Source organism: Flavobacterium bizetiae, assembly GCF_024271895.1.
GTDB lineage: Bacteria > Bacteroidota > Bacteroidia > Flavobacteriales > Flavobacteriaceae > Flavobacterium > Flavobacterium bizetiae.
On the sequence record NZ_CP091861.1, the window covers coordinates 4224505 to 4245256 of the forward strand.

A 20752-nucleotide genomic window follows, 5' to 3' on the forward strand; every position below is an offset into this window, starting at 1 on the left:
AAATTTAAAAAATCATTGGCAAGAAGTTTTTCTGTAAACCAATGATTTTTTTATATTATCATTTCTTTAAATCACCTGGAAACCAAAAGCATACGGGTCATCATCTTCATCAATAATGATATTATTATATCCGTAAACTTTTGCCCAGCCCTGAATACTTGGTACTATGGCTTTGATATCTCCTATAGAAGTTTCTTCTTCTACTCTTCCAATAAATTTACTTCCAATAAAACTTTCGTGTATATAGTCTTCTCCTTTTTTTAGTTTTCCTTTGGCGTGAAGTTGTGCAATTCTGGCGGAAGTTCCGGTACCACAAGGCGAACGATCGATGGCTTTGTCTCCATAAAAAACAGCATTTCGTCCGGACGAAGTTGGATCGATAGGATCTCCTGTCCACAACATATGACTTACATCGCGAATCGTATCGTTTTCAGGATGAATGAACATATTTGGGTATTTCTCATTGATGCGTTTACGCACTTCCTGACTGTACTGCACAATTTTTCCGGCTGTAAAATCCTGAACGCCTGAGAAATTCTTTTGCGGATCTACGATCGCATAATAATTTCCGCCATAAGCGACATCAAAAACAATTTCGCCTAATTCCGGACAATCAATAGTTAAACCTTCGGCTGCCAAATATGATTTTACATTCGTCAATCGTACCCAATCTACTTTTTTACCGGTTTGTTGGTATTCGATCTGAACAAGTCCTGCCGGCGCTTCCATCTTAATTTTTCCCGGAATTTTGGGTATCACCAAACCTTCTTCGATTGCGATAGTTATGGTTCCTATGGTTCCGTGGCCGCACATGGGCAAACAGCCTGAAGTTTCTATGAACAAAATTCCGAAATCATTTTCAGAGTTGCTTGGCGGATACAAAATACTGCCACTCATCATGTCATGACCGCGGGGTTCAAACATAAGTCCTTTACGAATCCAGTCGTATTCTTTTAAAAAATGTTGTCGTTTTTCGCTCATGTTGTTTCCCACCAAATTGGGACCACCACCAGCGACAACTCTTACCGGATTTCCGCACGTATGTGCATCAACACAAAAAAAGGTTTTTCTTGGCATAAATTATATTGGGTTCTTTGTTAGTATATCGTTTACAGTTCTGGTAATATTTAGCGGATTTTTATCCTGTAAAGCGTCCGGCAATAATTGATTGGGCCAATCCTGAAATGTTACGGGACGAACCCATCTTTTTACCGCCGTTAGTCCCACCGATGTAAATTTACTGTCTGAACTTGCAGGAAAAGGCCCGCCGTGAGTCATTCCGGAACACACCTCTACTCCTGTGGGAACATTATTAAAAATTAATCGTCCGACTTTATTTTTAAGGTTTTCGACTGTCTCTTTAAAATTATCCCATTCTTGTAAATCAGAATTTAAAACTGTTCCTGTCAATTGGCCTTCCAACTCCAGAATAATAGTATTGAGCTGCTGTACATCATCGCATTTGACCACTACAGAAAATGGTCCGAAAACTTCTTTGTGAAATGTTTTATTTTTTAAGAAGGTTGCGCCATCCACCGCAATTATATTTTGCAATGCATAATTGGGCTTTACTACTTTCTCTAAACTAGTTTCCTGTGTATATCCTTCCTGGTCAAGCACTTCTGATTTCAGGTTTTCGTATTGCTTTTTTATAGTGGGATGCAGCATGCAGGTTGGGTCTAATTTGTCTGTCTCTAAAGCTAAAATAGCAATAAAATTATCTAAATCAGCGCTTTTTATTCCTAAAATAAGACCCGGATTTGTACAAAACTGACCTGTTCCTGCTACAGTGGATGCAGCATAATTTTTAGCCCATTTTTCTCTTTCTGTTTTTAAAGCTGAAGGCAAAATAAGTACGGGATTGATACTTCCCATTTCTGCATAAACCGGAATTGGAATGGCTCTGTTGGCCGCGATTTTGCAAAGTGCTGTACCGCCTTTTATACTTCCGGTAAAACCTACTGCCTTAACTGACGGATGTTCTACTAATGCTGTTCCAACTGCGATACCGCTGCTGTTAATATTAGAAAATACACCGTTTGGCATTCCGGTTCTTTTGGCTGCTTTTATAACCGCCGAGGCTACCAATTCTCCTGTTCCTGCATGAAGCGGATGCGATTTTACTACTACAGGACAACCGGCTGCCAATGCGCTGGCGCTATCTCCGCCAGCAGTAGAAAACGCCAACGGAAAATTACTGGCTCCAAAAACGACTACAGGGCCAATTGGAATCTGTAATCTTCGAATATCAGGTTTGCCTTCTGTTTTATTAATGATTGCTTCTACCCATGAACCTTCTCTCAGCATGGTTGCAAATGCTCTCAATTGTCCGGTGGTTCTTCCGCGTTCGCCATTTGCTCTTCCGGCCGGGAGGCCTGATTCCTGAATGTAGGTCGCTAATAAATCTTCGCCAAGGGCTTCTATTTCTTCAGCAATGGCATCCAGAAAATCTGCTTTTTTGGCGTCTGCAATTGTTCCGTAAGTTTTAAAAGCTTCTTCGGCTAATGCTACGGCTTGCGAAATTTCTTCGTCTGTAGCTTCATAAAAAACAGTTTCATTCTCCGAATTTAGTTCGGGATTGATTGTTTTATAGGTCGTTTTACCTTTTGCGGAAAGCACATCTCCAATATAATTTTTTCCTGTAGTCATCGCTTTCTTTTAAACTTTAATTAAATACTTTTATAGGCTGGCAATACGGGTCTGTTTTTCATTGCAAAATCAATGATTGACAAAACGCGTTCTCTTTCTTTACCCTGCAATGGCAATCTTGGTGCTCTTACGTTTTCTGTTCCAAGTCCTGTTGCTACTTCGGCTAGTTTGATGTTTTGTACTAATTGCGGAGAAATATCCAATTCTAATAATGGCATAAACCATCTGTAAATTGCAATTGCTTCGTCTACTTTTCCGGCTTTAACCAATTTGTAAATGGCTACTGTTTCAGCAGGATATGCTACAACTAAACCTGCAACCCAACCATCGGCACCAGCTACTAAACTTTCTAATGCCAAAGTATCTACGCCACAAAGTACTTTTAATCTATCGCCAAAACGGTTTCTGATTCTTGTTACATTGCTTATGTCTCTGGTAGATTCTTTTACTGCCTGAATATTATCCAGTTTTAAAAGTTCTTCGAACATGTCTAATGTTACCTCGATTTTATAATCTACAGGATTGTTGTAAATCATAATAGGTAATAAAGTGCTTTGCGCAATTTCTTTAAAATAAACTACCGTTTCATAATCTGTTGCTTTGTAACGCATTGGCGGCAATAACATTAAACCGTTTACGCCCAACTCTTCTGCACGTTTTGCAAGCGTAATGGCTTCGGTAGTAGTTTGCTCTGCAATGTTTACAATAACCGGAATTTTTCCATCGACTATTCTTAAAGTGTTGGTTATTAAAACTTCTTTTTCTTCTTTAGTCAATGTACTGGCTTCTCCAAGAGTTCCTCCCAGAATGATTCCATTAACTCCAGCATCAATTTGTGCTTTAATATTCTTTTCGAACATTACGAGGTCCAGTTGACCTTCTGCTGTAAACTTTGTCGTTACAGCTGGCATTACGCCTTCCCAATTTATTTTCATATTCTTAATTTTTATCAAAAATAAAGCTTAAAGAAACGAGCCCCTGTGTCATTATTAGCCTTTATCAATACTATATTACCATATCTATTGTATAATCTGTTTTTTTTGTTAATATTTACATATCCTAAAAATATCACGTTGAAAATTCTACCTTTTAAAATACCTAAAACCGAAAGAGAAGCTCTAATTTATCAGGAAGATATCGAGCGTGTTTTCTACGATCAATTGCATCAACATGAAGAAATTCAGATCAGTTATATTGCAAAAGGTTCGGGAACTTTAATTGTGGGAGATTCTATTAATGATTATAAGGAAGAGGATATTTTAGTAATTGGTGAGAATGTTCCTCATGTTTTTAGAAGCAATGTCGAGGCTAGCCCGGAATCTGTAATGCTGACTTTGTTTTTTACTAAAACTTCTTTTGGGAAAGATTTCTTTAGTCTTAATGATATGAGCACGGTAGACGACTTTTTTAAAGATTCTGAGTACGGTATGAAGATCCTTTCGAATCAGAAGAAAATTACACACCATTTTAATAAATTAAAAAAGCAGAACAAAATTCAGCGTATTGCTTCTTTTCTGAAAATTATCAATATTATTATTTCTTCGGAGAAAACACCTCTTTCGTCTTTTGTTTACAAGAAAAAATATACGGATGATGAAGGCCGCCGAATGAGTGCTGTTTTTGAATATGCAATAGAATTCTACCATCAGAATATTACTCTTGATGAAGTGGCAGAAAAGGCTAATATGAGTAAAAATGCTTTTTGCCGTTATTTTAAAAAACGAACCAATAAGACTTTTTTTCAGTTTTTAATTGAAATTAGAATTGAAAATGCCTGTAAACTTTTACACAACAAAAAAGATCTTTCGATTTCGTCTGTGTCTGAACTTTGCGGTTTTCAGGATATTGCTAATTTCAATAGAAAGTTTAAAGAACTTAAGGGGATTTCGCCTTCTAGTTATCGCGCGCAGTTTTAAGTTTTGTTTCTCGCAGATTTTTTTTTAATCGCGCAAAGACGCAAAGGCGCAAAGTTTTTGTTTAACTTGTTTTTACAAATTGTCAAAAAAATAAGGCTTTAGCTAAATATTTACATTTTGGCTAAAGCCTATAGTTGTCTGCGCATTTTTGTCATCCCGAGGAACGAGGACACGAGCGATAGCGAACTGGCGAAGCAATCTCCGTTAGTAGCTCGACAATTTTTGAAATACTTTGTGTGAGTTTCTTGTGGAGATCCCCCGTTCCTCGGGATGACAAACTAAACGATTATTCATTGTCGAGTTTCTTGTGGAGATTTGTTTCTCGCAGATCTTGCTGATTTGGCAGATTTTATTTTTTATTGGACTATAATTTAATATAAAAAACTTTTAACCCAAGAATGATTATCATATTGTCAGGCTGAGCGGAGTCGAAGCCCACGGTTCAACTGGAGCGCCCTTCGACTTCGCTCAGGGTGACAGGATTGTGATTATCGTTATTATGAAAATGAATCTCCTAGCCCCGATAGCAGTGGAAATCCTTTTGTGCCGGTGTTCGGCACAAAAGATTGGAACGAATTGCTTCGCCAGTTCGCTCTTTCAGGCTCGGGTGCGGGATTAGCTCCTAAAAAATGAAAAGCCATTCCTAAAAGAAGGAACAGCTTTTCACACACTTATAATTACAAGTAACCAACTTGTAAAATCTTCATAATAATTTCTAGTATCCCGGGTTTTGCTTTAAATTACTATTTTTAGCCATTTCTGATTGCGGAATCGGGAAAATAGCTCTAAAACTATCATTGGCATCTGCTTTTTTAGAAAACCATGATTTTGTTGAGTATATTCCGAATCGTATTAAATCTTGTCTTCTATGTGCTTCTCCAACAAATTCCCATGCTAATTCGTCAAGGAATCCGCCGTACTGAATGTCTGCACCACCTTCTAAATTTGTAATAACTCCGGCTTGATACGTTCCGTATTTGTATACACTTCCTCCTAAAAGTTTTGCTCCGGATACTACGGCTTTGGCAGGATTAGTGTTTTTGAAATTTCTTTGTCTGACTTCAGTAACAATGGCTGCTGCTGCGCCGGCATCGCCTTTTCTTAGTAAACATTCGGCTTTTATCATCATGGCATCTGCTAATCTGTAAAAAGGAACGTCGTTACTGGCTTGTCCTATTACTCCTGGGCCAATTTCGTATTTCACCATTCGGTACCCTTCGTTTGGTTCGCAACCATCTACGCTGGTCATGTAATTGATGTATTCGAATTGTGTTACTTTATCGTCTAGCATTATTGGCTCGCCTTTACTTGTAAATTGTTTACCTCCTATCCAACAGTCTTTTAATCGTTGATCATCAGGATCGTAAGTATCGATGAACTGAGGGATTCCGCCAGTTCCGTTCCATGGACCTCCAGCTAAATCATAAGTTGCCTGACTTGCGGCTGCCAATGTTCTGTATGGCCAGCTTGTTCCCGGAGCTTTTACCTGATCGTAAGGAATTGATAATATTTGCTCTGTAGAAAATTCATTTTTTATGATGAAATTGTCTCGATAATTATTGTTCAGTCTAAATCCGCCATTATTGATCACATCATTAACCTGAGCCAAAGCTTCGTCCCATTTTGGTGTTCCTAAATAAACACCGGCATTGAGGTACAATTTTGCCAAAGTCATTTTTACAGCCCACTGATTGATTTTACCGTAAGTCGAAGAATTATTCTTATCGCTTAGGTAAGGTAAAGCTGTTTTTAATTCGCTTTCTACAAAATCATAGACTTCTTTTCCTGTGTTTTGAACTGGTAAATATCCCGGAGGGTTGATATATGAAGTTACAATAGGAACATTTCTGAAATTATCTAATAGCAAATAATAATAAATGGCGCGTAATGCTCTTAGTTCCTGAATAACATTTTCTTTGTTATCCACACCTTCTAATTGCTCTATTTGATATATTGCTCTATTGACTTTATTTACTCCTGTAAACATATAATACCAGTTACCTTCGGCCATAGGGAGCGCCGTACCCCAGGTATGTTTGTGCATTGTAATGTAATAATCTCCCCAGCCAATTCCGTTTCTTTGAGGGGTTACCATTAGATCTGATGAATCTTCATAAAGGTTGTAAATAGCATCCCAATCTGAATAAATTTGTCTAAATGAATTGTACGCTGGTGCAATAATACTGGCTAAATCTTCCGAAGTTAATTTAGTATCTTCGGCACTTACTTTGTCATAAACGGTCTCATCTAGATTTGTACATCCTGTTCCTAAAAGGAATAAGCCCGAAATAAGAATTTTATATACTATATTTTTATTTTTCATTTTGATTTAATTTAAAAAGTTACATTTAAACCTAGTGTGATACCTCTTGTACTTGGGTATTTATCTCTACCGTCCATTCCTTGCGACAAAGGATCTTGTCTTTTTATTTCCGGATCTAACCCTTTGTATTTCGTAAATGTGGCTAAGTTATTTCCTGACACATACAAGCGCATTGCGTTTATAATTCTAAATGGTTTTACATCAAAATTGTACGAGAAGGTTACGTTATCTACTTTTACATAATCTCCTTGTTCAACATAATAACTTACATAAGTTTGATTGTAGTTTAATACGGCTTTATCATACACTTTATCGTATGCACTTTCTAGCATATTGTAAGCAATTGTTGGATTTTCGTAAAACATACGTTGTGTATTCAGGATTTGAAAATCGAATGCTCCTGTTAATACCACACTTAAATCAAATTTGTTGTATGTGAAAGTATTAGTCCATCCTGCGTAATATTGCGGAATTCCGTTTCCTAAATATTGCTTGTTGGCATCGTTATACATTTCTGTAGTAAGTGTTTTTCTTGTTCCGTCAGGTAATTCAACGATCCATTTTCCATCAGTTGTAATGTCTACAGATTTTAATCCCCAGAAATTACCAATTGATTGTCCCACTTCTAATCTGTGTGTTTCAAATGAAATTGGATCTCCTGTATTTCCTGTGTTCAGGAAATCTCCCTCGATTTTGTATAAATCATTCGAAAGACTTGTTAGCTTATTTTTATTGTGTGAAAAAGTCATTGAAGAGTTCCAGACAAAATCTTTTGTTCTAACCGGAATTGTATTCAAAAGAATTTCAAATCCTTTGTTTTCCATTTTTCCAACATTTGCCGTAATTTGAGGGAACAAATAAGGAGGAGTTGGTACTTTATAATCCCATAACATATCGCTTGTTTTTTTACTATAAATATCAAAGCTTCCTGAAATTCTATTATCGAAAAATCCAAAATCAAGACCAATATTTACCTCGGCGGTTTTCTCCCAACGCAAATCAGGATTTGGATTACTTACCGGCTCTAAACCTTTAACCCATTTTCCGTTATTATAGAAATAGCCATCATAATTGTACAAAGTCATAGACATATAAGGATCATTAGGTATTACTCCTGTTTCTCCGTAACCTCCTCTTAATTTTAATGTATTTATAGCTTTAACATCTTTTAGGAAAGATTCTTTATTGATGCTCCATCCTGCAGAAACCGCCGGGAAATTACCCCATTTGTGATTGTCTCCAAACTTAGAAGAACCTTCTCGTCTGATACTAAATAATAAATCGTATTTACTATCAAAATTGTAGTTAAGCCTTCCAAAAAATCCAATTAATTTACTGTCGTTTTTATAACTATCCATGGTTGCGATACCATCTGACAAACCATTTCCTGCATCTAAATTATTATACGAAAATGCATCTGTTGGAAAATCTGAATTACGGGCAGAAAATCCTTCATTAACAGTATATTGATAACTATAACCGCCTAATACTGTAAAATCATGCTTGCCTAAATCTTTATGGTATTTTGATGTAATTTCTACATAATCATTATCTGTAACTCCTGTACTTCTTGAGGCAACTCCATTTCTTTTATTTATGGTATTTGAATAGTGTTGTTTGCTCTCAGCGTATCCGGTTAAACCTGAATTTTTATTTTTTGAAAGCTGCGCACTTACATCCCAGCCTGGTAATAAATCAAGAGTTAAATTAGCCGTAAATCTTTGCCATGTACTGTTTCTGTCCTGTGTAGTTTCATTTAAAATGGCTACCGGATTGTAATACTGCAGCTTGTTAGGATCTTCGTTATAAGTACCATTTGGATTGTATACAGGAGCGGTAGGATTTCTGATCATTGCTTGTCTGTAAGCATATGCAGCAATACCTTCGTCGATACCCATATCTTGTGTTCCGTTTAATAAGCTTAAATTGATCTTTAACCTGTCTTTGAACATGGTATGATTTACATCAAATGAAAATCGATACTCTTTGTTATAAGTATTAATAAAAGCCCCTGTTTGATTTACATAGTTAAGGTTTACAATGTAATTTGTTTTAGCAGTTCCGCCTTTTAAAGCTAAATTATGATTTTGAGAAAATCCTGTTCTTGAAATTTCATCTAACCAATCTGTACTGGCACCACCATCTGTAAATGGTAAAGTAACACCTTGTGCACGCAAATTTCTTTGTTGACTGGCATCTAAAAATTTAGCTTTATTGGCAAAACTAGATGTTGTAGCAAATGTTGAATACGTAATTGTTGGTTCTATTTCGCTGTTTACTGTTTTTGTTGTAATAAGAATTACTCCATTAGCACCTCTGGTTCCGTAAATGGCTGCTGCCGAAGCATCTTTTAAAACATCTATCGACGCAATTTCATTTGGCGCTACTGTATCGATACTTCCAGGTACACCATTAATTAATACCAAAGGACCTGTTCCTCCTTTTAAAGTAGAAAATCCACGTAATGTAATATTGGGTGATGATCCCGGATCTCCTGAACCGTTATTAATGGTTAGACCAGCAACTTTACCTTTGATAAGATCAGAGGCATCATTAATGGCTCCTCTTGTAAAATCTTTTTCTTTTACGCTGGCTATCGCACTGGTAATTCTTGATTTTTTCTGAGTTCCGTATCCTACAACAACTACTTCATTTAATTCTTCTTTACTTTCCTGAAGAGTAATATTTACTACATTCTTATTCAAAACAGTAATTTCCTGAGTGATAAAACCCATATAACTAAAAACCAATTTTGAATCTTTATTTTTAAGTGTAATCTGAAAATTTCCATCGAAATCACTTACAACGCCATTAGAGGTGTTTTTTTCTAAAACTGATACTCCGGGAATAGGAATGTTATTTGCATCTGTAATCTTACCGTTGATCTTCTGTTGTGAAAACGAACTAAAAACAACAAACAAAAACAAAATCGTAAAGAACATCTTTTCTCTGTGAGAGGATGTTGCAATACTTTTTAAAACATGCGTGGCTGGTTTCATAATTTAACAATTTGGTTAGTGTATTTTTAACACTTGTAAAATTATGTTAAATTGGAGTTAACGAAAACGCCGATATTACCTTATGATAATACTATATTATCCTCTTTTTTGAAAAAGTCTCTCTATTTAATAAATCAACTAATAATTTAACAAAAAATTACACCAAAAAATAAATTATATCTCTTTTTAAACCCAAAACACCTATAAGTACTCAATATGGTTATGGGTGATATTTCTTTTGAAAAGTTATTGCAAAAGCTATTTACATATTATATAGAAGGAAAATAATACCAAAAACAATTGATACTTACTGATTTTCAGTTTTACAATACAAAAAGCCCCTTCTATAATTATAGAAAGGGCTTTTTATGGTGCATTATTAATTTGACTATTATTCTATCGAAACGATGATAAATTCGCTTCGTCTGTTTAACTGATGTTCTGCTTCTGTACAAGATACGCCATCAGAACATTTATTAAGCAATTGGCTTTCTCCGTAACCTTTTCCGGTTAATCTGTTTGAAGCGATACCATTTTTTGTTAACCATTGTATGGTTGCTTTGGCTCGTCTGTTGGATAAAGCGATATTGTATTCAGCCGTTTGTCTACTATCGGTATGAGAACGAACATCAATTTTCATCTTTGGATATTGTTTCATTACTGCCAGAATTTTTTCAAGCTCAAACGCTGCATCTTTACGAATGAAAGATTTATCCAAATCAAAATAAATAATAGGTATGTTTAGCGTTTTGGCCAAATCAGTTCCTACTCCTATTGGTTTAATTCGTTTTTCTAATGCAACTACCACACTTGTCTCGCCTTCCTCTCCTATTATAGTTACCGGAACTTCTTTGGTTTCAAAATCTTCTTTAGCGGCTCTTACGTAATATTTTTTATTGCATTCTACATTAAAGGTATAAGTTCCGTCTGCCTGAGAAACTGCCTCGGCAATAACTTTAAATTGTTCGTCAAGCAAAGTTACTTTGGCATTCTCCAATACTTTGCTGGTTTCTAAATCTACAATTGTTGCTTTTAGTTTTTGCTCGCAAAGTAGTTTTCTTGTTTCTGTAAGTTTGTAAATATCATCGTTTCCTATTCCGCCTTCTCTGTTTGAAGAGAAAAATCCTTTACTGGATTCGCTGTTGATGATAAAAGCAAAATCGTCCTGTTTACTGTTTACCGGCGCACCTACATTTTGTACCGCTGTAAAAGTGTTGTCGCTTTTTATTGTCGTTACAAAAACGTCAAGTCCGCCTAATCCTGGTCGTCCGTCGCTGGCAAAATACAATTGATTGTCTGCTGCTATAAACGGGAAAGTTTCTCTTCCTTCGGTATTAATCGCCGGACCAAGATTTTCTGGTTTTCCAAAACTTTTGTCGTCGTTTATCGTTACGCTATACAAATCAGATTGTCCTAAAGTTCCCGGCATATCAGAAGCGAAATACAGTTTTTTTTCATCATTGCTAAGTGCTGGATGCGCTGTGCTGTATTGGTCACTGTTGAAAGGCAATTCGGTTATATTCGTCCATTTATCATTAACAAATTCTGCTCTGTACAATTTTAGCAATGTAATTTTCTGATCGTCTCTGCCTCGTTTTCCTTTCAAATAGTTATTTCGGGTAAAATACATTGTTTTTCCGTCTTTGGTAAAAACAGGCGTCGACTCGTTGAATTTAGAATTGATTTTCTTTTCAAATCGTTCTGGTTCGCCCAGTGTTCCGTCCGCTTTTAATTCAGCCGAATATAAGTTGGTAAACGCTTTATTTGTCCATTTGAATGTTTTTCTCACTACACCCCCGGTATCTCTGGCAGATGCAAAAACAATCTTATTGTTGTAATAAGCACTTCCGTAATCGGTTTGTTTAGAGTTTATTCCGGCATTCACTATTTCAAACCTTCCTGAATTGGCTTTTATTTGCTCCAGATAATTTTTATTATTTTCGAATAAAATACCTCTTTTGTCTGTTGCTGTTTTTTTATTGAAGGCTTCGAGAATTTTATCCGCTTTAGCGTAATCTCCGTTTGCTTTTAGCGTTTGTGCATAACGGTAATAATATTCAGGTTCCTGCTCAGCATTCATTTCAAAAAGGGCTTCGTACCATTTGGCAGCCTTCATTAGTTCGCCATTAAAATAATAAGCGTTACCAAGTCGCTGAAACATTGTTTCGTCTTTATATCCTTTTTCTGCAACCTTTTCATAAGTTCCAATTGCATCAATATAAGCGTACTGGGTATAATCTTTATCGGCTTTATTCTGATTTGCTGTTTGCGCGTTTCCTTTTAGCGCTATAAGTGCTAAAAAAAGAGTAGAAACTATATGTTTAATTTTCATCTTTGAAGGATTTAGAAGAATCTTGGTGAAGTGATACGGCTATAATTATTAAAGAATTCGAATCGTAGGAATATCTCGTGCGAACCTGAATTATAATTATTAAGTCTCGTGGTTTCGCGGTCATAAGAATATCCAATGAATAATCCGTCGGTTACCTGAAATCCTGCCATTGCACTTAATGCAGCGCTCCATCTGTAGGCTAATCCAGCTACAAATTTATCATTGAACATAAAGTTTGCCGAAAGGTCTACCTGCAACGGTGATCCTTCTACCATTTTTGTCAGTACGGCAGGTTTAAATTTGATATAAGGATCTACATCGAATACATAACCCGCTATTAAATAGTAGTTTATTTTGTCTTTGAAAATTGCTGTATCATTATCATCGAATCTATTAGTTTCGATAAAATTAGGAACTGATAATCCGATATAGGCTTTATCTGAATGATAGTAAACTCCTGCTCCTATATTGGGTGAGAATTTGCTGTTCAGATCCTGAAATTGCGGATCGCCCTGATGTTCAGGATTTAATTTGTTTACGTCAAGACTAAAAAGATTCGCAGTCGCCTTGATTCCAAAAGACAATTTAAAAGTCTGAGATGTCGGAATGGTATAAGATAAATCGGCAGAAAAAGTATTCTCATTTGTTGGTCCTATTTTATCGTTTACCAATGAAACTCCGAGTCCGAGATTACTATTATTTAAAGGAGTATTTAATGAAAAACTACTGGTTTCCGGTGCTCCATCAAGTCCAACCCATTGCGTACGATATAAACCAAAGATGCTCATTGCTCCTCTTGAGCCTGCATAAGCCGGGTTTATATTAATGGTATTGTACATGTATTGTGTGTATTGTGCGTCTTGTTGTGCAAATCCTACAGCGGAAAAAAACATAAAAACTAAAACTAATTTTCTCATTTATTTTTCTTTTAATAATGACTTAGCTTTTTACGGCTAAGTCATTTTAATTTGTTCTAACTATTATTTACTCAGGTATAAATATCCTGCTTCCTGATGTGCGTTTGAGTCGCTGTCTTTGTATTTCAAAATATAATAATACGTTCCAACCGGTAATCCGTCAGATTGTTTTACTGTTGTACGTCCTTCGGATATTCCTCTAAAAGCACGTTCTTCGTTATTATAGTTTTCACGCTCGAATACTAAAACTCCCCAACGGTTGTAGATCTCAACTCTATTATCCGGATAACATTCTAAACCTTGAATGTAGAAGCGTTCGTTTTTAGCATCTCCGTTTGGAGACATCGCATTAAAGATTTTGATTACACATCCCTGAATTGCTAAAACGGTTGGATTATTTCCTGAATTATCATTGTCGTCAGAAGCATCATTTACAATAACACCTAAAGGATTTTGTCCCGTTACGAAAGCCTGATTAGAAACTTTTCCGCTATTGATATCGCTTTGTTTTAAAGCATATGTTCCTTTGAAGGTTGCACTATCACTTTCTCCCGGAGCTAATGATATTGGTCCTCCTGTCATTACAATTCCAGGAAGCGGATCAGTAATCGTAATATTACTCAATCTTACATTTCCTGTATTGGTAACTACAAAACGGTAGGTTATAGTTTCGCCTGCTTCTGCATTTCCGTTATTATTTTCATCATTAAATACGGCTGTTTTGATTAAGGCAATTCCTGATTTTTGTTCCAAAGTTGTAACGGTACAAGTAGGACACGCTGGTTCGTAAAATTTATCTTTTGGAGTTAATGGTGCAACATCTTCAGAATCATTATCAATACTTACTCCATTAGGATCATTTCCTGTAACCAATGCTAAATTATAAACGGCACCCAAATCGATATCAGATTGTGTAAGTACATAACTTGCTTTAAAAGTTGTCGCATCAAAAGCTTGTGGTTCCAGCGAAATTGGTCCGCCTGAAACAGTGACCATAGGATCAGATACTACAATATCTTTGATCGTAACATTTCCTGTATTGATTACTCTGAAAACATAATTAATACGATCACCTTCACTTACTGATCCGTCATGATTGGCATCTTCGAATATTCCTTGTTTGAATAATTTTAAACCTGGATTTTGAGACAATTTCGTTATTGTTGGATCATTTTTTCCTGGTAAAGCAGGATCGTTACTATCTGATAAATTAGATATTGGAGTTCCCACAATTGGAGATGCTGTTACTAATGCCTGATTGTTTATAAATCCTGCATCAACATTTGCTTGTGTAATTGTATAAGTCGCGCTGAATGTCGTATCATCTTTTGCACCAACATTTAACACCGCAATTGGTCCGCCTGCTACAGTAACCATTGGATCGGTTACTACAACATTAGTTAATTGCATTGTTCCTGTGTTTACTACTGAGAAATTATAGGTAATCGTTTCTCCTTTTTGAGCAAAACCATCGCCATTGGCATCATTGAAAGTTCCTTTTTTAATTACTTCTACAGATGGTACCTGAACAACAACCTCTATTGTAGCATCATCACAAATTAACGGATTCGCTTTTTGGCAAATTGTATAATTTATAACATGAGTTCCCGGCGCTGTGTTAGCAGCAACAGTAATCGTTCCGTCAGGATTTAAAGTTAATCCTGTTGGAAGTGTTGTCGAAGTGGTTAGTGTAACATCTGCTGGTAAAAACGCTGCACCGTCCAGAGTATCATTTCCGAAAACTGTTGGGATAGTTCCTCCCGTTGTTCCGTTGATTGGATCTGGCGTGTCATTATCAGCATTGATTGTGGTTACAATCACAGTTGTTGTCGCATCATCACAAATTAAAGGATTCGCTTTTTGACAAATAGTATAATTTATAACATGAGTTCCCGGCGCTGTATTGGCAGCAACGGTAATCGTTCCGTCAGGATTTAAAGTTAATCCTGTTGGAAGTGTTGTCGAAGTTGTAAGGGTAACATCCGCTGGTAAAAACGCTGCACCGTCCAAAGTATCGTTTCCGAAAACTGTTGGGATAGTTCCTCCCGTTGTTCCGTTGATAGGATCTGGCGTGTCATTATCGGCATTAATTGTGGTTACAATCACAGTTGTTGTCGCATCATCACAAATTAAAGGATTCGCTTTTTGACAAATAGTATAATTTATAACATGAGTTCCAGGCGCTGTATTGGCAGCAACAGTAATCGTTCCATCTGAATTTAAAGTTAATCCTGTTGGAAGTGTTGTTGAGGTGGTTAGTGTAACATCAGCTGGTAAAAACGCTGCACCATCCAGAGTATCATTTCCGAAAACTGTTGGGATGGTTCCTCCCGTTGTTCCGTTGATAGGATCTGGTGTGTCACTATCGGCGTTGATTGTGGTTACAATTACAGTTGTCGTAGCATCATCACAAATTAAAGGATTCGCTTTTTGGCAAATAGTATAATTTATAACATGAGTTCCCGGCGCTGTATTGGCAGCAACGGTAATTGTTCCGTCTGAATTTAAAGTTAATCCTGTTGGAAGTGTTGTTGAAGTGGTAAGTGTAACATCGGCTGGTAAAAACGCAGCGCCATCCAAAGTATCATTTCCGAAAACAGTTGGGATTGTTCCTCCTGTTGTTCCGTTGATAGGATCTGGTGTGTCACTATCGGCGTTGATTGTGGTTACAATTACAGTTGTCGTAGCATCATCACAAATTAAAGGATTCGCTTTTTGGCAAATAGTATAATTTATAACATGAGTTCCCGGCGCTGTATTGGCAGCAACGGTAATTGTTCCGTCTGAATTTAAAGTTAATCCTGTTGGAAGTGTTGTTGAAGTGGTAAGTGTAACATCGGCTGGTAAAAACGCAGCGCCATCCAAAGTATCATTTCCGAAAACAGTTGGGATTGTTCCTCCTGTTGTTCCGTTGATAGGATCTGGCGTGTCATTATCGGCATTAATTGTGGTTACAATCACAGTTGTTGTCGCATCATCACAAATTAAAGGATTCGCTTTTTGACAAATAGTATAATTTATAACATGAGTTCCAGGCGCTGTATTGGCAGCAACAGTAATCGTTCCATCTGAATTTAAAGTTAATCCTGTTGGAAGTGTTGTTGAAGTTGTAACGGTAACATCTGCCGGTAAAAACGTCGCACCATCCAAAGTATCATTTCCGAAAACAGTTGGGATGGTTCCTCCCGTTGTTCCGTTGATAGGATCTGGTGTGTCACTATCGGCGTTGATTGTGGTTACAATTACAGTTGTCGTAGCATCATCACAAATTAAAGGATTCGCTTTTTGGCAAATAGTATAATTTATAACATGAGTTCCCGGCGCTGTATTGGCAGCAACGGTAATCGTTCCGTCTGAATTTAATGTTAATCCTGTTGGAAGTGTTGTTGGAGTTGTAAGTGTAACATCGGCTGGTAAAAACGTCGCACCATCCAAAGTATCATTTCCGAAAACAGTTGGGATGGTTCCTCCCGTTGTTCCGTTGATAGGATCTGGTGTGTCACTATCGGCGTTGATTGTGGTTACAATTACAGTTGTCGTAGCATCATCACAAATTAAAGGATTGGCTTTTTGGCAAATAGTATACGAAATAACATGAGTTCCCGGTGCCGTATTCGCAGCAACAGTAATCGTTCCGTCTGAATTTAAAGTTAATCCTGTTGGAAGTGTTGTTGAAGTTGTAAGGGTAACATCTGCTGGTAAAAATGCAGCACCATCAAAAGTATCATTTCCGAAAACTGTTGGGATAGTTCCTCCCGTTGTTCCGTTGATTGGATTTGGCGTGTCATTATCAGCATTAATTGTCGTTACAACTACAGTTGTCGTAGCATCATCACAAATTAATGGATTCGCTTTTTGACAAATTGTATATGAAATAACGTGAGTTCCGGGTGCTGTATTAGCATCAACTGTAATCGTTCCGTCTGAATTTAAAGTTAATCCTGTTGGAAGTGTTGTTGAAGTGGTTAACGTTACATCTGCTGGTAAAAACGCTGCACCGTCCAGAGTATCATTTCCGAAAACTGTTGGGATAGTTCCTCCCGTTGTTCCGTTGATTGGATCTGGTGTGTCATTATCAGCATTGATTGTGGTTACTACAACTGTCGTTGTTGCATCATCACAAATTAATGGATTCGCTTTTTGGCAAATAGTATAATTTATAACATGAGTTCCCGGAGCTGTATTGGCAGCAACGGTAATCGTTCCGTCTGAATTTAATGTTAATCCTGTTGGAAGTGTTGTTGAAGTGGTTAGTGTAACATCAGCTGGTGAAAAAGCAACTCCATCCAAAGTATCATTTCCAAAAACTGTTGGGATAGTTCCTCCTGTTTTTCCGTTGATTGGATCTGGCGTGTCATTATCCGCATTGATTGTGGTTACAATTACAGTTGTCGTAGCATCATCACAAATTAACGGATTAGCTTTTTGACAAATAGTATAATTTATAACATGAGTTCCAGGAGCTGTATTAGCAGCAACCGTAATAGTTCCGTCTGAATTTAATGTTAATCCTGTTGGAAGTGTTGTCGAAGTTGTAAGGGTAACATCGGCTGGTAAAAACGCTGCACCATCCAGAGTATCATTTCCGAAAACTGTTGGGATAGTTCCTCCTGTTGTTCCGTTGATAGGATCTGGCGTGTCATTATCGGCATTGATTGTGGTTACGACTACTGTAACTTTTGCATCATCACAATTTAGAGGAATTCCAACTTCGCAAATTGTATAATCAAAAGTATACGTTCCTGCTGCTGTTCCTGCCGCAACATCAACATTTCCGTTCGCATTTAGAGTTAATCCTGTCGGAACGCCTGGTGCTTTTACTGTAATCGTAACATCTGCAGGAGCAACTACAGTACCGTTTATATTATCATTTGCAAATATGTTGATTACATTATTTTTACCTGTACGTCCGTTAATATTGTTCACAGTATCATTATCTGCCACAATTACAGATTTTGTTACTGTTTCTGTTGGTGTATCATTATAGATATCTGTTCCGGATGTATCCGAAACCGGATTATTACTACCGTCAACACCATCTGCTTTAGCTGAATTTACCACTTTCTCTGCAATAAGATCGGCCTGTGTTACGGTATGTGTGGCGGTAAAACTTGCCGATGCTCCCGGAAGAAGTACGGCTACAATCGCCGGACTAATACTTCCTGAATCTGCATTAGCATCAGTTATAACAATATTTCTAACAGGTACTTTACCTGCATTGGTTACAACCAAATCATACGTAATGACATCTCCTGCTGTATTAAAAACTCCTGTTCTGGCTGTTTTAACCAATTCTAGTTTTGCCAAAGGAGTAGCAGTATCGCTATCATTTGCTACAGTATTATCAAGGTTATCACCTGTTATTGTTGCTGTATTGGTAACTGCACCTGTAGCTATTATAGTTGCCGTAATATTTAAGGTTGCGCTTGCATTAACAGCAAGATTTCCAATATTCCATATTCCGGTAGATGAATTATACGTTCCTGTACTTGGTGTAGCAGAAACAAAAGTATAACCTGACGGCAAAGCATCCGTTACGGTAACATTACGGTCTTCGTTTGGTCCATGATTTTTGGCTGTTACGGTAAATATAACCTGATCAGAAAGTGTCCCGTTTGCTACTGTTTTTTCGACTTCACGATCGCCACAAACTGCTACATAAATAGCTGCCGATTTTCCGGTAACCCCACAATCACGTGTTCCTGTAATCGAGTAGTTTCCTGTTTTTAACGGAACTATTGACTGGCCCATTGCTCCTGGTATAAGAGCTCCGTCAAAATACCATTGATAAGGTTCTAATCCCGGATCTGCCGTTATAATATTAATAGCACATCCATTGCTGTCTTTTGTAACTTGTGGTAAATCCGGTGTTTCATTAAAAGAAGAAAAGAATCCCGACATCGAGAATCCCCCTCCCTGCTGAACAACTCCTACATTCATTCTAGCTGTAGAAGTAATCGTAATATTTGGAGGATTACCAATCTGTGTGTTTTCGAAACGAATTAAATATACTCCCGTTGTCCCCAACTGAAAACGATTAATACCTGTGGTAGTTTCAATATCATTCCCATTTACAAAAACAGGAGCTGTTGCAGACTCTACCAATACAAATCCAAAATAAGGTAATACCTGTTGTAAATATCCTTTAAATTCGCTTGTAGAAGTTCTCTTTGATCCTGAACATCCACCTACCGGAAGAACAGTTGCAATATCAACTTCACAAGATTGTGCCGTTCCGGAATACACTGCAATAGGTTTATTAGACATGATTATTGATGATGAGTAACGATTAGTAGCATCACCATGATGAATAGACCTGTAAGCTCCAGCTGCAAGTGTAAACGTTGTTGTGTTAATAAAAGTTCCAGTTGGGCTATAATTATCGACTGTAACTGTAGTACCGGATTCTGTTGCGATAATGGTAGATTGTTCAGGCAGATTAGTGAATTCTCCCGCTGTACCGCTACCTCTTACTACTATGTATCGATTTCCTAAAATACTTATCGGAGCCATTTGGTCTACTGCACCATCACCACATCCTCCGGGAGCATCTGTATAAGCTCCCGTGTTGGCCACAACTGGTTTATCTGATTCTAATAAAGCCCCCGTAGTTGTAGGTTGAAATAAGTAACTTTGGCCTTTATTTAATAAAACCAGATTTGTTCCATTTAGCTTTACTTGTGTAGCATCATCAATTGCCATTACAGCATAAACGGGTCTGCCTGCAGCACCGTTGAATCCCTGAATTCCTGAAAAATCAGTTCTGTAATATCCTAATCTAAAAGAAGTTCCTCTTCCCTCATTACCAAAACTTACCAGAGAAGCATTTCCCTTTATGGTTCCCCCATTAGTATCTCCACCACTGCCATTAGCCTGATCTGAAGCCACATTTCTAAGGTTTACAGACACTTTTCCTCCTGTACTTTCTACTATTAAACCTCTGTCATCCTGAATTGTATTAACAGGATTGTTTTGTAAAGTCCAGGGCTGTCCTACGAAACGATATACATCTGGCGCTGCCGATGTTACCGTGCGTGTGGCAAGAAATGTTCCGTCACTTTTCTTTAAAGTCACCGTGACTGCTGTAGCCGACTCAGTAGTAAGAACGATCTCATTGGCATCACTCCAATATTGCCATGGAGAGGGCGCTATGTAATGACTCGTAGCATACTGGGCATTTGCTTTAAATGCCAAAAAAAGAAACAAAACTAAAAACAATAGTTTTTTAAGTAATTTTTTTTTCATAGTTAACAATTGAATTATATTCTGATTTAAACACCCAGAATAAGCCCTTTAAAAGATGAAGTGTTTGGGGTTACTTTTTTCTTTCAAAGGTGATCGTACTTATTCTGGTAACTACTGTAATAATTGATCTCTTGTCATTAGCATTTCTACTGATAAACAAGCACTTGATAATTATAGTAATTTGAGTGCGAATTTCTTTATTCTCATTTTAAAGACGTGTAGAGAATCTATACTCCTGATGTAGAATTAATTCTACAAAAAAGCGCTACATTTTTAACAGTAATGTTTCGTAATATTGGAGGTCGCATTTTGAGCACTCTAAAAGCCTTATTCTTAAAAAAATACCACCATAACGATTAGACATTTTATTC

9 protein-coding genes are annotated in these 20752 nt (G+C 37.1%); 1 reads left to right on the top strand and 8 read right to left on the bottom strand.

The genetic code is table 11. The features are described from left to right. Positions 1-66: 66 nt before the first annotated feature. From L0669_RS17880 to L0669_RS17890, 3 genes are read right to left on the bottom strand one after another with little or no spacing between them, the layout of a single operon-like run. Entirely contained in the window at positions 67-1077 is a 1011-nt protein-coding gene (locus L0669_RS17880; protein ID WP_263759160.1) for a 4-hydroxyproline epimerase, read from the bottom strand. A 3-nt stretch (positions 1078-1080) separates the two neighbouring features. Then, positions 1081-2649: an aldehyde dehydrogenase (NADP(+)) gene (locus tag L0669_RS17885; RefSeq protein WP_263759162.1), complete on the bottom strand. Its 1569-nt coding sequence runs from the start codon at positions 2647-2649 to the stop codon at positions 1081-1083. Between the two features lie 20 nt (positions 2650-2669). After that, positions 2670-3584 carry a dihydrodipicolinate synthase family protein gene (locus L0669_RS17890; protein ID WP_263759164.1) on the bottom strand — a complete coding sequence of 305 codons (915 nt, stop codon included), beginning with the start codon at positions 3582-3584 and terminating at the stop codon, positions 2670-2672. Positions 3585-3722: 138 nt separating this feature from the next. Here L0669_RS17890 and L0669_RS17895 point away from each other — a divergent pair, with 138 nt between their 5' ends. Continuing rightward, positions 3723-4565 (top strand): AraC family transcriptional regulator, encoded by an 843-nt coding sequence (locus L0669_RS17895; protein WP_263759166.1) that lies wholly within the window; start codon positions 3723-3725, stop codon positions 4563-4565. A gap of 715 nt (positions 4566-5280) precedes the next feature. Here the strand turns inward: L0669_RS17895 and L0669_RS17900 are convergent. The 5 genes from L0669_RS17900 to L0669_RS17920 form a co-directional block, all read right to left on the bottom strand. Further along, positions 5281-6888 carry a RagB/SusD family nutrient uptake outer membrane protein gene (locus L0669_RS17900; protein WP_263759168.1) on the bottom strand — a complete coding sequence of 536 codons (1608 nt, stop codon included), beginning with the start codon at positions 6886-6888 and terminating at the stop codon, positions 5281-5283. Between the two features lie 11 nt (positions 6889-6899). After that, positions 6900-9887 carry a SusC/RagA family TonB-linked outer membrane protein gene (locus L0669_RS17905; protein WP_263759170.1) on the bottom strand — a complete coding sequence of 996 codons (2988 nt, stop codon included), beginning with the start codon at positions 9885-9887 and terminating at the stop codon, positions 6900-6902. A gap of 391 nt (positions 9888-10278) precedes the next feature. Next, positions 10279-12219: an OmpA family protein gene (locus tag L0669_RS17910; protein WP_263759171.1), complete on the bottom strand. Its 1941-nt coding sequence runs from the start codon at positions 12217-12219 to the stop codon at positions 10279-10281. An 11-nt stretch (positions 12220-12230) separates the two neighbouring features. After that, complete coding sequence (locus tag L0669_RS17915) at positions 12231-13136, bottom strand: PorP/SprF family type IX secretion system membrane protein (protein WP_263759173.1); 906 nt, start codon at positions 13134-13136, stop codon at positions 12231-12233. 63 nt (positions 13137-13199) lie between these two features. Then, positions 13200-20381: a DUF7507 domain-containing protein gene (locus tag L0669_RS17920; protein ID WP_263759175.1), complete on the bottom strand. Its 7182-nt coding sequence runs from the start codon at positions 20379-20381 to the stop codon at positions 13200-13202. Between the last annotated feature and the right edge of the window lie 371 nt (positions 20382-20752).

Coding starts and splice junctions, on each gene's coding strand:
- L0669_RS17880 (WP_263759160.1), bottom strand. CDS start 1,077: ATGCCAAGAAAAACCTTTTTTTGTGTTGATGCACATACGTGCGGAAAT.
- L0669_RS17885 (WP_263759162.1), bottom strand. CDS start 2,649: ATGACTACAGGAAAAAATTATATTGGAGATGTGCTTTCCGCAAAAGGT.
- L0669_RS17890 (WP_263759164.1), bottom strand. CDS start 3,584: ATGAAAATAAATTGGGAAGGCGTAATGCCAGCTGTAACGACAAAGTTT.
- L0669_RS17900 (WP_263759168.1), bottom strand. CDS start 6,888: ATGAAAAATAAAAATATAGTATATAAAATTCTTATTTCGGGCTTATTC.
- L0669_RS17905 (WP_263759170.1), bottom strand. CDS start 9,887: ATGAAACCAGCCACGCATGTTTTAAAAAGTATTGCAACATCCTCTCAC.
- L0669_RS17910 (WP_263759171.1), bottom strand. CDS start 12,219: ATGAAAATTAAACATATAGTTTCTACTCTTTTTTTAGCACTTATAGCG.
- L0669_RS17915 (WP_263759173.1), bottom strand. CDS start 13,136: ATGAGAAAATTAGTTTTAGTTTTTATGTTTTTTTCCGCTGTAGGATTT.
- L0669_RS17920 (WP_263759175.1), bottom strand. CDS start 20,381: ATGAAAAAAAAATTACTTAAAAAACTATTGTTTTTAGTTTTGTTTCTT.